Source organism: Streptomyces sp. NPDC102490 (assembly GCF_044765285.1).
Taxonomy (GTDB): domain Bacteria; phylum Actinomycetota; class Actinomycetes; order Streptomycetales; family Streptomycetaceae; genus Streptomyces.
Map to the genome: position 1 here is coordinate 556629 of NZ_JBIWJU010000003.1, position 13815 is coordinate 570443.

Annotated in this window: 12 protein-coding genes; 10 read left to right on the top strand and 2 right to left on the bottom strand. The window is 74.5% G+C overall.

Annotated elements, in window-relative coordinates; all coding sequences use genetic code 11:
• Positions 1–8: 8 nt before the first annotated feature.
• The 10 genes from ACIRGB_RS09110 (at position 9) to ACIRGB_RS09155 (ending at position 11553) form a co-directional block, all read left to right on the top strand.
• The gene (locus tag ACIRGB_RS09110; RefSeq protein ID WP_403860538.1) at positions 9–1499 is read left to right on the top strand and encodes a SulP family inorganic anion transporter; all 1491 of its coding nucleotides are present in this window, start codon (positions 9–11) and stop codon (positions 1497–1499) included.
• Positions 1500–1598: 99 nt separating this feature from the next.
• Positions 1599–2375, top strand: coding sequence for a slipin family protein (locus ACIRGB_RS09115; RefSeq protein ID WP_403860541.1), 777 nt, complete (start codon positions 1599–1601; stop codon positions 2373–2375).
• An 88-nt stretch (positions 2376–2463) separates the two neighbouring features.
• Positions 2464–3846: a PhoX family protein gene (locus ACIRGB_RS09120; protein ID WP_403860544.1), complete on the top strand. Its 1383-nt coding sequence runs from the start codon at positions 2464–2466 to the stop codon at positions 3844–3846.
• A gap of 68 nt (positions 3847–3914) precedes the next feature.
• On the top strand, positions 3915–5438 hold the full coding sequence (locus tag ACIRGB_RS09125) for an FAD-dependent oxidoreductase (protein WP_403860547.1): 1524 nt from the start codon (positions 3915–3917) through the stop codon (positions 5436–5438).
• 86 nt (positions 5439–5524) lie between these two features.
• Positions 5525–6385, top strand: coding sequence for a polysaccharide deacetylase family protein (locus ACIRGB_RS09130; RefSeq protein ID WP_403860550.1), 861 nt, complete (start codon positions 5525–5527; stop codon positions 6383–6385).
• 18 nt (positions 6386–6403) lie between these two features.
• Positions 6404–6634 (top strand): hypothetical protein, encoded by a 231-nt coding sequence (locus tag ACIRGB_RS09135; RefSeq protein ID WP_403860553.1) that lies wholly within the window; start codon positions 6404–6406, stop codon positions 6632–6634.
• Between the two features lie 143 nt (positions 6635–6777).
• Positions 6778–7533 carry a peptidyl-tRNA hydrolase gene (locus ACIRGB_RS09140; protein ID WP_403860556.1) on the top strand — a complete coding sequence of 252 codons (756 nt, stop codon included), beginning with the start codon at positions 6778–6780 and terminating at the stop codon, positions 7531–7533.
• An 89-nt stretch (positions 7534–7622) separates the two neighbouring features.
• Positions 7623–8939, top strand: a complete 1317-nt coding sequence (locus ACIRGB_RS09145; protein ID WP_403860649.1) for a DUF692 domain-containing protein — start codon at positions 7623–7625, stop codon at positions 8937–8939.
• 117 nt (positions 8940–9056) lie between these two features.
• A complete protein-coding gene (locus tag ACIRGB_RS09150) occupies positions 9057–9854 on the top strand; it encodes a TIGR04222 domain-containing membrane protein (RefSeq protein WP_403860559.1) in 798 nt (265 codons plus the stop codon).
• A 115-nt stretch (positions 9855–9969) separates the two neighbouring features.
• Complete coding sequence (locus ACIRGB_RS09155) at positions 9970–11553, top strand: alpha/beta hydrolase (protein ID WP_403860562.1); 1584 nt, start codon at positions 9970–9972, stop codon at positions 11551–11553.
• Positions 11554–11571: 18 nt separating this feature from the next.
• Here ACIRGB_RS09155 and hemQ read toward each other — a convergent pair whose 3' ends face one another.
• Positions 11572–12303, bottom strand: coding sequence for a hydrogen peroxide-dependent heme synthase (hemQ, locus tag ACIRGB_RS09160; protein ID WP_403860565.1), 732 nt, complete (start codon positions 12301–12303; stop codon positions 11572–11574).
• A gap of 4 nt (positions 12304–12307) precedes the next feature.
• Positions 12308–13792, bottom strand: coding sequence for a protoporphyrinogen oxidase (gene hemG, locus ACIRGB_RS09165; protein WP_403860568.1), 1485 nt, complete (start codon positions 13790–13792; stop codon positions 12308–12310).
• Positions 13793–13815: the final 23 nt, after the last annotated feature.

Below are 13815 nucleotides of genomic sequence, written 5' to 3' on the forward strand. Positions count from 1 at the left end.
GCGCCGGCATGTCCCTCATAGGCAACCGGAACCTGAGGTTCCCGCACTGGCGGCAGGACCTCACCGCGTCCCTCGTCGTCTTCCTGGTCGCGCTCCCGCTGTGCGTGGGCGTGGCCGTCGCCTCCGGCGTCCCGGCCGAACTGGGCCTGGTCACCGGCATCGTGGGCGGCCTGGTCACCGGATTCCTGCCGGGCAGCAGCCTCCAGGTCTCCGGCCCGGCCGCCGGGCTGACCGTGCTGGTCTTCGGCGCGGTCGACCAGTACGGACTGCCCGCGCTCGGCGTGATCGTGCTCGCCACCGGGGTCATCCAGGTGGTGATGGGCGCCCTGAAGCTGGGGCGCTGGTTCCGGGCGATCTCCCTGTCGGTGGTCGAGGGCATGCTGGCCGGCATCGGCCTGGTGCTCATCGCCGGCCAGCTCTACTCGGCCGCCGGTCTCGAAGCCCCCGCCTCCGGCGTCGACAAGCTCACCGGGCTGCCCGGGGCCGCCGCCGACGCGCTGGGCAGCTCCGCGGCGCTGACCTCGCTCGCCCTGGCCGCGGGCACCGTCGCGGTGATGGTGCTGTGGAAGCGGCTGCCCAAGCGGGCGCAGACCGTGCCGGGGGCGCTGGCCGCGGTCGGCCTGGCCACCGCGGTCACGGCGGCGTTCGGACTGTCGGTGGCGACCGTCGAGGTGAGCGGGCTGCTCGACGTGATCCAGCCGCCCGGCGCCGACGCCTTCGGCGAGCTGGCGAGCGTGGGCCTGCTCGGCACGATCGTCGCCTTCACGCTGATCGCCTCGGCGGAGAGCCTGTTCAGCGCCGCGGCGGTGGACCGGCTGCACGACGGGCCGCGCACCGAGTACGACAAGGAACTGATGGCGCAGGGCGCGGGCAACACCGTGTGCGGCGTGCTCGGCGCGCTGCCGATGACCGCGGTCATCGTGCGCAGCTCCGCCAACGTGGCCGCGGGCGCGCGCACCAAGGCGTCCCGGGTGCTGCACGGGGTGTGGCTGCTGCTGTTCGCGGCGCTGCTGCCGTCCGTGCTGGGCCTGATCCCGCTGCCCGCGCTGGCGGGCATCCTGGTCCACGCGGGCTGGAAGCTGATCCCGTTCCGCAGCATCCTGCCGCTGTGGCGCGACCACCGGGGCGAGGCGCTGATCCTGGTGGTCACGGCCGTCTCGATCGTCGCGGTCAACATGTTCGAGGGCGTGCTGATCGGTCTGGCCCTGTCCGTGGTCAAGACCGCCTGGGAGGCCTCGCACCTCAAGCTGGAGATCGTCGACAAGGGCGCGGGCCCCGTCCAGGCCCATCTGACCGGCAACGCGACCTTCCTGCGGCTGCCGAAGATCCTGGAGGGCCTGGAGGCGCTGCCGCAGGACCGCCCGGTCGAGCTGGACCTGTCCGGGCTGCACCACCTGGACCACGCCTGCCGCACCGCCCTGGAGAACTGGGCCGAACGGCACAGCGCCACGGGCACGGACCCGGTGAAGGTCACCGCACCGCAGAAGGCGGGGGTGTAGCGGGAGGCCCGCCGCCGGTCCCGGGCGTGGCCCCGGGACCGGCGGCGGGCCTATCGTGACAGAAAGGGTGAAAACCGTCCTCCGAGCAAGGAGGCCGCCATGATCCAGGAGCTTCTGACCGCGGCCGCCGCCGTCGGCAGCGCGGGCGTCCTCTACGTCGCCGCCGCGGCGCGGGTGGTCCGGCAGTACGAACGCGGGGTGGTCTTCCGGCTCGGGCGGCTTGCGGGTGAGGAGCGCGGCCCCGGGTTCACGATGATCGTGCCGTTCGTGGACCGGCTGCACAAGGTGAACCTCCAGATCGTCACGCTGCCCGTGCCCGCGCAGGAGGGCATCACCCGCGACAACGTCACCGTGCGGGTGGACGCGGTCGTGTACTTCAAGGTCGTCGACGCGGCCAACGCGCTGGTCCGGGTCGAGGACTACCGGTTCGCCGTCTCGCAGATGGCCCAGACCTCGCTGCGGTCCATCATCGGCAAGAGCGACCTGGACGACCTGCTGTCCGACCGGGAGAAGCTGAACCAGGGGCTTGAGCTGATGATCGACAGCCCCGCGGTCGGCTGGGGCGTGCAGATCGACCGGGTCGAGATCAAGGACGTCTCCCTGCCGGACACCATGAAGCGCTCGATGGCCCGCCAGGCCGAGGCCGACCGGGAGCGGCGCGCCCGGGTGATCAACGCGGACGCCGAACTCCAGGCGTCGAAGGTGCTCGCCGAGGCGGCCCGGGAGATGTCCGAGACGCCCGCAGCCCTGCAACTGCGGCTGCTCCAGACGGTCGTGGCGGTGGCCGCCGAGAAGAACTCCACCCTGGTGCTGCCCTTCCCCGTGGAGCTGCTGCGGTTCCTGGAAAAGGCGCAGGAGCACCCGGTCGAGCGGTGACACGAGCCACACGCGTGGTTCCCGGGACTCCTGGCAGGTGATAGACACGGCGGGTCACAGTCCTGTCCGCCAGCAGGAAGGTTTCCCCATGTCCACGTCCCACAGCGCGGCGACCCGCCGCCAGGTGCTCGCCCGTACCGGAGCCCTGGGCGCAGGCATCGCCTTCACCGGCGCCCTGTCCGAACTCTTCGCCGGCACCGCCGCCGCCCAGTCCCTGGGCCACACCGGCTACGGCCCCCTGGTCCCCGACCCCGACGGCCTGCTGGACCTGCCCAAGGGCTTCCACTACCGGGTGCTGTCCCGCGAGGGCGACCGGCTGCGCTCCGGGGAGGGCCCGGTGCCGTCCAACCACGACGGCATGTCCGCCTTCCCGGGCGGACGCGGCCGCACACGCCTCGTCCGCAACCACGAGAACCGCGCCGACGGCCGGGTCCCGGTCCCCACCGTCAAGGGCCTGACGTACGACCCGGAGGGCAAGGGCGGCTGTACGGCGCTGGAGCTGGACTCCCGCAACCACGTCCTGTCCGAGCGGGTCGCGATCGCCGGTACGGCCGTCAACTGCGCGGGCGGGCCCACGCCCTGGCACACCTGGCTGACCTGCGAGGAGACCGAGGACCGAGCCGGGACCAACGGCTACACCAAGGACCACGGCTTCATCTTCGAGGTCGACCCGGCCGACCCGCACCGCACCGGCGCGGTGCCGCTGACCGCGATGGGCCGCTTCCAGCACGAGGCGATCGCCGTGGACCCGCGGCGCGGGGTCGTGTACGAGACGGAGGACGCCTTCGAGCGGCCGTTCGGCCTCTTCTACCGGTTCCTGCCCGAGAAGCCGCTGGGCGGCCGGGGCTCGCTGCGGGCGGGCGGCCAGCTCCAGGCGATGCGCGTGCCCGGCGTGCCGGACCTGTCCTCGATCCAGGAGACCGGCGCCACCTTCGACCGCGTCGAGTGGGTGGACGTGCCCGACCCGCTGGCCGACGGGACGCCCATCCGCTTCCAGGACTTCGGCCGGGGCGGCATCACCCACGCCCAGAAGCTGGAGGGCTGCTACTGGGGCGGGCGGAGCGTGTACTTCGTGTCGTCCTTCGCCCACAGCGACGAGGGCTCGGCCGCCGACCACTACGGCCAGATCTGGCGCTACGACCCCGAGCGGCGCCGGCTCACCCTGGTGATCGTCTTCGGTCCGGACACCGACGTGCGGCTGCCGGGCGAGTCCCCGGACAACATCTGCCTCGCGCCCAGCGGCGGCCTCATGGTCTGCGAGGACGGCAACGGCGCGCAGCACGTCTTCGGCGTGACCCGGCGCGGCGAGGTGTACGCCATGGCCCGGGGCGCGCAGAACATCGGCACGGAGGAGGAGCCCGAGTGGGGTGAGTTCGCCGGTGTCACCTTCTCCCCCGACGGCGACACGATGTACGTCAACTGCTACACGCCTGGCACCACCTTCGCGGTGACGGGGCCCTGGCGCAGGTAGCGGCCGGGTCCACGGCGGGGCGCGCATGCCCGGTCACTGAAGCCGCGACCGCGGGGTACCCGGGCCGCATGACTCAGAACGTGCAGGTCAACGGCTCGTACTGGCTTCAGACGGCACCGGGCGGCGCGCCCCGCCCCGCGCTCGCCGAGGATCTCGACGTCGACGTCGCGGTGATCGGCGCCGGCGTCGCGGGGCTCAGCACGGCCTGGGAGCTGGCGCGGGCCGGGCGGAGCGTGGCGGTCCTGGAGGCCGGGCGGGTCGCCGCCGGGGTCACCGGGTACACCAGCGCCAAGCTGACCGCCCAGCACACCCTGGTCTACGACAAGCTGCGCCGCACCCGCGGCCCCGAGGGCGCCCGCCTGTACGCCCGCTCGCAGTCCGAGGCGATCGAGCGCGCCGCCGGGATCGTCGCCGAGCTGGGCATCGACTGCGACTGGGAGACGCGCGACGCGTACACCTATGTCCGCGATCCGGGCCGCGTCGACGAGGTGCGGGCGGAGGCGGCGGCCGCGAAGGAGGCGGGGCTGCCGGCGTCGTTCGTGACGGAGACCGGGCTGCCGTTCCCGGTGGCGGGCGCCGTGAAGGTGACCGGGCAGGCCCAGTTCCATCCCCTGAAGTACCTGCGGGCGCTCGCCGCGGACCTGGAGGCGCACGGCGGGCTGATCTTCGAGGACACCACTGTCCAGGGCCTGGACGAGGGCGAGCCGTGCCGGGTGAGGACCGAGGCGGGGGCGACGGTCACCGCCCGGGACGTCGTGGTCGCCACGCACTACCCGATCTTCGACCGGGCACTGCTCTTCGCCCGCCTCTCCCCGCGCCGCGAACTGGTCGTCGCCGGGACGATCGAGGCGGACCGCGACGTCGACGGCATGTACATCACGCCGGAGGAGAACACCCGCTCGGTGCGTACGGCGCCCCTGGACGACGTGGGCCGCCGCCTGCTCGTCGTCACCGGGGAGCACTTCACCCCCGGCACGGGCGACACCCGCGAGCGCTTCGACCGCCTGGCCTCCTGGGCGGAGGAGCACTTCCCCGGCGTCGAGCGCACGCACGCCTGGGCCACGCAGGACATCGACCCCACCGACACCGTGCCGATGGCCGGCCCGCTGCACCCGGGCGCGCATCACACCTACGTCGCCACCGGCTTCGGCGGCTGGGGACTGAGCGGCGGCATGATGGCGGGCCGGCTGCTCACCGCGCAGATCACCGGCGAGGAGTGCGCCTGGAGCGGGCTGTACGACCCGCGCCGACTGCGCACGGCGGTGCGTGAGGCACCCGCGCTGCTCAAGACGCAGGCCGAGGTGGCCCGGCACTTCGTCGGCGACCGGCTGCGGCCCGCGCCGCCGGTGGACGCGCTGCCGCCGGGCGAGGGCGCGGTGGTCCGGGCGGGCGGCGACCGGCTCGCGGTCTACCGGGACGAGGCGGGCGCCCTGCACGCCGTCTCGCCGCGCTGCACCCACCTGGGCTGCCTGGTCGACTTCAACGCGGCCGAGCGCGCCTGGGAGTGCCCCTGCCACGGCTCCCGCTTCGCCACGGACGGCACAGTGCTGGAGGGACCGGCGACCAAGCCGCTGGAGCAGCGGGACATCTGACGGCGGCTGGGCCGGGCGGGTGAGCACGGCGGCACGTCGGCGGACTTAGTCATACAAACAGAACATCCCGCTCCTACGTTCGTACGGTGATCACTCTCGTACGACGCGCAGCCGTGCTCGGTGTCCTGGGCGCCGCCCTCGCCGCCTGCGGAACCACCGGGGCCGAACAGACCCCCCGCCCGGCCCCCTCGGTCCCCGCCGCGTCCCCCTCCGCCTCCCGCACGCCCACCCTCGCCCCCGGCCCCGCGGGACTCACCCCGGTCTTTGAACACGGCCCGCGCACAGATGGCACGCCGGACGGCAAGCTGGTCGCCCTCACCTTCGACGCCGACATGACCGCCGACCAGGGGCCGCGGGCGGCGTCGGGCGAACGGTTCGACAACCCCCGGCTGATCGCGGCGCTGCGGCAGCTGAAGGTGCCGGCCACGGTGTTCATGACCGGCCGCTGGGCCGAGGAGTACCCGGACGAGGCCCGCTCCATCGGCCGGGACCCGCGGTTCGAGATCGCCAACCACTCCTACAGCCACTACGCCTACACCGACGACTGCTACGGCCTGCCGACCGTGTCCGAGGACCGCATGCGCGCGGACCTGGAACGGGCCTACACCGCGTTCGAGAAGGCCGGGGTGCCGAACCCGATGCCGTACTTCCGCTTCCCCGGCGGCTGCTACGACAGGGCCGCCCTCAAGGAGCTGTCGGCCACCGGCGTCACCGCCGTGCAGTGGGACGTGGTGAGCGGGGACGCCTTCGCCACCGACGCCGACGCGGTGACCCGGCAGGTGCTCGACGAGGTGCGGCCCGGGTCGGTCGTCGTCCTGCACTGCACGCGCAGCGCCGCCCCGGTGACGGAGGAAGTGGTACGGACGGTGGTGCCCGAGCTGCGCCGCCAGGGGTACCGCTTCGTGAAGGTCTCGGAGCTGATCGACGCCGCGAACGGCCGCCACTGACGGGCCTACGCTGGAGACATGAGCAGCGAACACGACCCGGGCGCCGACGGCCCCGACGGCCCCGGCTGCGAGCCCGGCGGCTACTGCCTGATCGACACGGCGCCCCGGCCGCCCAAGGTCGACGGCCCGCCGTACGCGGAATGCGTCCTGTGCCGGGAACCCACGGAGTACCCGGAGTCGTACAAGGGCGTCACGCTCTGCCCGGTGTGCGAGTGGCAGGAGGCGCAGCGCACCGCCTGCTCAGGCTGACGGCCTGCGCGAACTCGGCGCACAGTCCGCGGCGACCGCGGCCACCGCGACGACCACCGCCCCGGCGGGCTCGGACGGGAGGCGGGCGGGCCCCGGCGGGAGACTCGGCAGGCTCCGGTCGTCGGCTTGGCAGACTGTAGGGCGTGAGCAACGACCCGACGACGCCCGTTCCCGTCCCCACCCCCGTCCCCGACAGCCCCTTCCGTCCCGAGCCCGGCGACCGCGACCTCGCGCCGCAGTTCGTGCTGCCGCTGGTCGTGCGCATCGAGCGGGCGGCGCCGCCGCCCCGTACCGACGCGCTGGAGACCGCGGCCCGTGCGGTGCTGCTGATGCTCGCCGACGAACGGTCGGCCGGTGACGGCGCGTGGGCCCAGTCGGTGCGGGACTGGCAGGACGCCCGTATCCGCAAGGTGGTGCGGCGGGCCCGCGGCGCGGAGTGGCGGCGGGCCGATGCGCTGCCCGGCATCACGGTCACCGGCAAGGCGGCCGAGGTGCGGGTCTTCCCGCCCGTTCCGCTGGACGGCTGGCCCAAGGACCTGGCCCGCCTCCAGGTGTCCGGCACCGACCTCGACGACCCCGAGCCGCCGCCCGGCGCCGACCCCGGCGCGCCGGTGCTCTGGATGAACCCGGACCTGGAGATGTCGGCGGGCAAGGCGATGGCCCAGGCGGGCCACGGCGCGCAGCTCGCCTGGTGGGAGCTGTCGGACGGCGAGCGGACGGCCTGGCGCGACGCGGGCTTCCCGCTGGCGGTGCGCACCGCGGACCCGGCCCGCTGGCCCGCCCTCACCACCGGCGGCCTGCCGGTGGTGCGCGACGCCGGGTTCACGGAGATCGCGCCGGGCTCCTGCACGGTGGTGGCGGACCACCCGGCGCTGCGGCGGCGGGAACCTCAGATGTAGCTCTGAAGATGCCCCGCCCGGGGTTCGGCCCGGACCGGGTGGGCGATACCCCCGACATGTGCGCTGGAGGGGAGGCGGCCATGAAGCGTTTGGCGCGACTGGGCACCGGCATCGGATGGCGGCCGGAGATCGCGGACGTCGTGGAGGGGATGCCCGGCATCGACTGGGTCGAGGCCGTGTCCGAGAACCTGTGTCCCGGGCATCTGCCCGACTCGCTGCTGCGGCTGCGCGAGCGCGGGGTGACCGTCGTGCCGCACGGGGTCTCGCTGGGGCTCGGCGGCGCGGACCGGCCGGACCCGGGGCGGCTGGCGGCGCTGGCCGAGCGGGCAGAGGTCCTGGGGTCGCCGCTGGTCACCGAGCACATCGCGTTCGTCCGGGCGGGCGGGACACTGACCGCCACACCGCGCCTGGAAGCGGGGCACCTGCTGCCCGTCCCCCGCACCCGGGACGCCCTCGACGTGCTGTGCGAGAACGTGCGCATCGCCCAGGACGCGCTGCCCGTGCCGCTCGCCGTGGAGAACATCGCCGCGCTGGTCTCCTGGCCGGACGAGGAACTGACGGAGGGGCAGTTCCTGTACGAGCTGGCCGACCGGACCGGCGTGCGGCTGCTGATCGACGTGGCGAACCTGCACACCAACCACGTCAACCTGGGCGAGGACCCGGCCCGGGCGCTCGGTGAGCTGCCGCTGGAGGCCATCGCCTACGTCCATGTCGCGGGCGGCTTCGAGCGGAACGGCGTCTGGCACGACAGCCACGCCCACCCCGTGCCGCAACCGGTGCTGGACATCCTGACCGACCTCGCCTCGCGCGTCGCACCGCCGGGCGTCCTGCTGGAGCGGGACGAGAACTTCCCCGAGGGCGACGCGCTGCGCGGCGAGGTGGAGGCGATCCGCGACGCCGTGCAGAGGGGGCGGGCGGCGGCCACCGGGAGCGGGGCGGCCCCCCGCCCCTCGCGCACCGGTGCCGACGCGGGCTCCGGCGCCGACGACGCCGTACGGCAGCGGCTCGGGCTGGCGCAGGCGGCGCTGCTGTCCGCGCTGGTCGCGGGGACGCCCGCGCCCGAGGGGTTCGACCGGGTGCGGCTGGGGGTGCAGGCGCGGGCGCTGGCCGGGAAGCGGGCCGACGTGGTCGGCAAGGTCGCGCCCGAGCTGCCGGTGATCCTGGGCGCGCGGTACCGGCCCGCCTTCCTCGCCTACGCGCAGGGCTGCCCGATGACCGGCGGCTACCGGCGCGACGCCCTCGACTTCGTCGCACACGTGCTGCGGACGGGCCTCGGGGACGAGGACCCTGGGGTGCGGCGGGAGTTGCGCGAGTGGTGGCTGGAGCGGTCGGGGCCGGTGCCGCGCTCGGCTCGTCCCGGGGTCCGGCTGGCCCGCGCGACCAGGCGCGTTCTGCTGCGCCGCTGAACCGGGGGCGGCCTCGGGGGGACATCACCAAACGGAACGTCACATACCCACAACGCTGCGTCCCGGAATGTGAACAGGGCATGGCGCCGGTGAAAGCCCTTGGCATAGAAGTACGGCATGTTCTGGGTCCTTTTCCTCCTGTCGGCCTGGGCCGTCGCCGGCCTCGCGTGCCTGCGGCTGTGCCTGGCGGCCGTGCGCGCGGCGGCCGTCGAACCGCGCCCCGTCGTCCGTGAGCACACGCTGACGCTGTACGAGGCGGCGTTCCTGTCCGGCGGACCGCGGCGGGTGGCCGACCTGACGCTGGTCTCGATGGCGTGCCAGCGCCGGCTGCTGCTCGCGCACACCGGCTGGGCGACCGTGGTCGACCCGTGCGGCCGGGACGACCTGGAGCGGTCGGTCATCGGCGCGATAGGACCCTCGGGACAGTCGCGGATAGCGCCGGTACGGGCCGCCGCGGCCGCCGCCGACGCGGTACGGAGCCTGGCCGACCGGCTGGTCGGGGCGGGCCTCGCGGTCCCCGACGACGGCGCCGGTGGCGTCGCGGCCGGGGTCCGGCGGGTGCGGGTCGCCGCGGTGGCCGTGTGCGCGCTCGGCCTGGTCGCCCTGGCGCTGCCGCTGCCCGCCACCGAGCCGCGTCTCCTCATCGCCCTCTGGTTCGCGCTGCCGCTCGCCCTGACCCTGGGCTGCCTCGCCATCACCCGCATGGAGATCCACCCGTACGCGCGCTGGGCCTCCCCCGCCGGGCAGCGGCTGATCGGCGCCCTCGTCCGGCAGGCCGACGGCACGGCCGACGACCGGACCTTCCTCACCTCGGTCGCCGTGCGCGGCGTCCACGCGATCGGCGAACCGGACCTGCGTGCTGCCTTCGCCCACCGCGAGAAGTACGCCGGGGACCACGGGGAGCGCCGGGTCTGACCGCGCCGGGGGCGCACGGAGGCACTCGGCGGCGACACCCGCGGGCGGTGCTTGCCCCGCCCGGCCGACGCACCAAACATCCCTTGTGTCACACCGTGCACCGAAGGGATACGCGATGCGAGCTGCCGCCCTCTACTCGGCCGCCGGGTCCTTGCTGCTGACCGCCCTCGCCGCCACCCCGGCCCAGTCGGTGCCCCCGGCCGGGCCCGGGTCCGCCGAGGCGCGCGGTACCGCCGTGGCCGCCCGGCGCGCGGCGGCGGCCGGGATCGAGTTCGGCAGGTGCCCGAAGGCGGAGGGACTGCCGGGCGGCGTGCGCTGCGGCACCGTGTCCGTGCCGCTGGACTACGCCCACCCCGACGGAAAGCGGATCGCGCTGACCGTCAGCCGGATGCGGGCCACCCACCAGGACCCGGACGACGGCAGGCGCGAGGTCCCCGGCCAGGGCGCCCTCCTCTTCAACCCGGGCGGCCCCGGCGCCTCCGGGCTGTACTTCCCGCTGGTGGGCATGGTGCCCGAGTGGAAGCGCATCGCCGCCGCCTACGACCTCGTCGGCTACGCCCCGCGCGGGGTCACGCCCTCCGCGCCGCTGTCCTGCCAGGACCCCGGAGACTTCTTCAAGGGGCCCCGGCCCGCCCCGACGCGGCCCTCGGACGCGTACAAGGAGCAGCGCGCCGCCGAGGCCGAGCGGTACGCGCGCGACTGCGCCGAACGGGGCGGACAGGCGCTGCGGCACTACCACTCGCTCAACAACGCCCGGGACCTGGAGGTCGTCCGCGCCGCGCTGGGCGAGCGGCGGCTCACCTTCATGGGCGCCTCGTACGGCACCTACCTCGGCGCGCTGTACGCCGAGCTGTTCCCCTCGCACGTACGGCGGATGGTGTTCGACGCGGTGGTGAACCCGGACCCCGAGCAGGTCTGGTACCGCAACAACCTCGACCAGTCCGAGGCGTTCGAGGACCGCTGGGACGACTTCAAGGAGTGGGTCGCCGAGCACGACGCCGTGTACGGGCTCGGGGACACGGCGCGGCAGGTGCAGGACAGCTACGACGAGGCGAGCGCACGGCTGGCGGCCGAGCCCGCGGGCGGGACGGTGGGCCCCGCGCAGTTGCAGGGGGCGTTCCTGAAGGCCGGGTACTACGACGACTACTGGCCGCACCGCGCCGAGGCGCTGTCGGCGTACCTCAAGGGTGATCCGCAGCCGCTGGTCGACCAGGCGGGGACGCGGACCGAGGAGGGCGCGGTCGCGGCGGAGAACTCCAACGCCGTGTACACGGCCGTGGAGTGCAACGACGCGCCCTGGCCGACCGACTTCGAGGTCTGGGACCGGGACAACACGCGGCTGGCCCGCCGGGCGCCGTTCGAGACCTGGGACAACGTCTGGACGAACCTGCCGTGCGCCTACTGGCGGGCGCCCCGGCAGCAGCCCCTGGACGTGCGCACCGGGCCGGGTGAGCTGCCGCCGACGCTGGTCCTGGCCGCGGAACGGGACGCGGCGACGCCTTACGAGGGCGCGCTGGAGCTGCGGCGGCGGCTGGCGGGCTCGGTCCTGGTGACCGAGCGGGACGCGGGGACGCACGGCATCGCGGCCGGCCCCAACGCCTGCGTCAACGGCCACCTGGAGGCGTACCTGCTGGAGGGCCGCCTCCCGGCGCGGGACACATCGTGCGCCCCACGCCCGGAACCGAAGCCGAGAGCCTGACGGATCAGGCGGCGTCGACTAGGCCAGCCCGGCGACCAGCTCGCCGATGTCCTTGCGGCGCCCCGTGTAGAACGGGATCTCCTCGCGGACGTGGCGGCGGGCCTCGGAGGCGCGCAGGTGGCGCATGAGGTCGACGATGCGGTGCAGTTCGTCGGCCTCGAAGGCGAGGATCCACTCGTAGTCGCCCAGCGAGAAGGAGGCGACCGTGTTGGCGCGGACGTCCGGGTAGCCGCGGGCCATCTTGCCGTGGTCGGCGAGCATGCGGCGGCGGTCCTCGTCGGGCAGCAGGTACCAGTCGTAGGAGCGCACGAACGGGTAGACGCTGATGTAGTCCCGCGGCGTCTCGTCGGCCAGGAAGGCCGGGATGTGCGAGCGGTTGAACTCGGCGGGGCGGTGCAGCGCCATGTTCGACCAGACCGGCTCCAGTGCGCGGCCGAGCCTGGTGCGGCGGAAGAGGTTGTACGCCTCCTGGAGCTGGTCGGCGGTCTCGGCGTGCCACCAGATCATCAGGTCGGCGTCGGCGCGCAGACCGGACAGGTCGTAGGTGCCGCGGATCGTCACGTCCTTGGCGGCGAGCTGGTCGAACAGCTCCTGGACCTCGTCGGCGTACCCGGCGCGGTCCTCGGGGAGGGTGTCCTTGAGCTTGAAGACGGACCAGAGGGTGTAGCGGATGACCTCGTTGAGGTCCTTGGCCAGCTTGCCCTTGTTGGGGATGCGCTCGGCCGCGGGGGTGGAGGCGTCGTCACTCATGGCCCTATTCTCCCGCTCCGCCGTGCAGGCTCTGCACCGGGTGGGCCGTGAGCTGCTCCACACCGCGCAGGTCGCCCCGGATCTGGTCGACGGCCGCGTAGGCGCTCGCGATGCTCGCCGGGATGCCGACGCCGTCGTACGCCGCGCCGCACACCGCGAGTCCCGGGAGTTTCGCCACGTGCTCGCGGACGCGGGCCACGCGCGCGTGGTGGCCGACGGGGTACTGCGGCAGGCCGTCCTGCCAGCGGGTGACCCGGGTGGCGACCGGCGCGGCGGTCAGCCCGGTGGCCTCGGCCAGGTCGTGCCGGGAGACGGCGACGAGGCCCGCGTCGTCGCGGCCGAGGATCTCCGTGTCGCCGTACCGGCCGACCGAGGTGCGCAGGACCACCAGCTCCGGGTCCTCGTCGGCGATCCAGCCCCACTTGCGGGAGGCGAAGGTGGACGCCTTGATGGTGTGCCCGTCGACCGGCGGTACGAGGAAGCCGCTGCCGTCGGGGAGGGCGGCGGCGTCGGAGCGGCGGTAGGCGAGCGTGATCAGGGCCATCGAGGCGTACTCGACGGCGGCCAGCTCGGCCGCGGCGGCGGGCGCCTCGGCGCGCAGCAGTTCGGCGGCGGGACGGGCGGGGACGGCGACGACGACCGCGCCGGCGTGCAGCACCCGGTCGCCGGCGACGATCCGCCAGCCGTCGGACGCGGTGCGGCGCAGCTCCGTGACGGGCGCGCCGGTGACGATCTCGCCGCCGCGGGCGCGGACCGACGCGGCGACGGCGAGCGGGAGGGTGCCGATGCCGCCCTCGATGCCCATGAACACCGGGCCGCTCGGCGGGGAGGTGGCCGTCCGGCCCTGGAGGGCGCGCACCGCCTCGGTGAGGGAGGTGTGGGTGCGGGCGGCCTCGAAGAGCTGGGGCACGGCCGAGCGCAGGGAGATGCGGTAGGCGTCGCCCGCGTAGACGCCGCCCAGCAGGGGTTCGACGAGGCGGTCGACGACCTCGCGGCCCAGCCGAGCGGCGACGTACTCCCCCACGGCCACGTCGTCGCCGACCTCGGTGCGGGGCAGCTCGGCGTCGCGCTCGATGCGGGCCAGGCCCTCTGCGGAGAGCACGCCGGACAGGGCGGCGGCGGTGCCGGGGACGCCCATGACGTGGCCCTTGGGCATGGGGCGCAGGGCACCGCGGGTCCACAGCGAGGCCGATGCGGTGGACGGCGGCTGGAGGCGGTCGGCGAGTCCGGCCGCGCGGGCCAGGCCGACGGCCTCCGGGCGGCGGGCCAGCATCGACTCGGCGCCGAGGTCGACGCGCACTCCGGCGATCTCGCCGGGCAGCAGCTTGCCGCCGACCCGGCCGGACGCCTCCAGGACGGTCACCCGGGCGCCGCCCTCCAGCAGGCGGTGGGCGGCGGCCAGTCCGGCGACACCGGCCCCTACGACGACTACGTGTCCAGGTTCCTCTGCCGGGGGAAACTCGCCCGCCGTGGTCTCGCTCGCGCTCATGTCCCCAGCGTCTCAGACCCCGG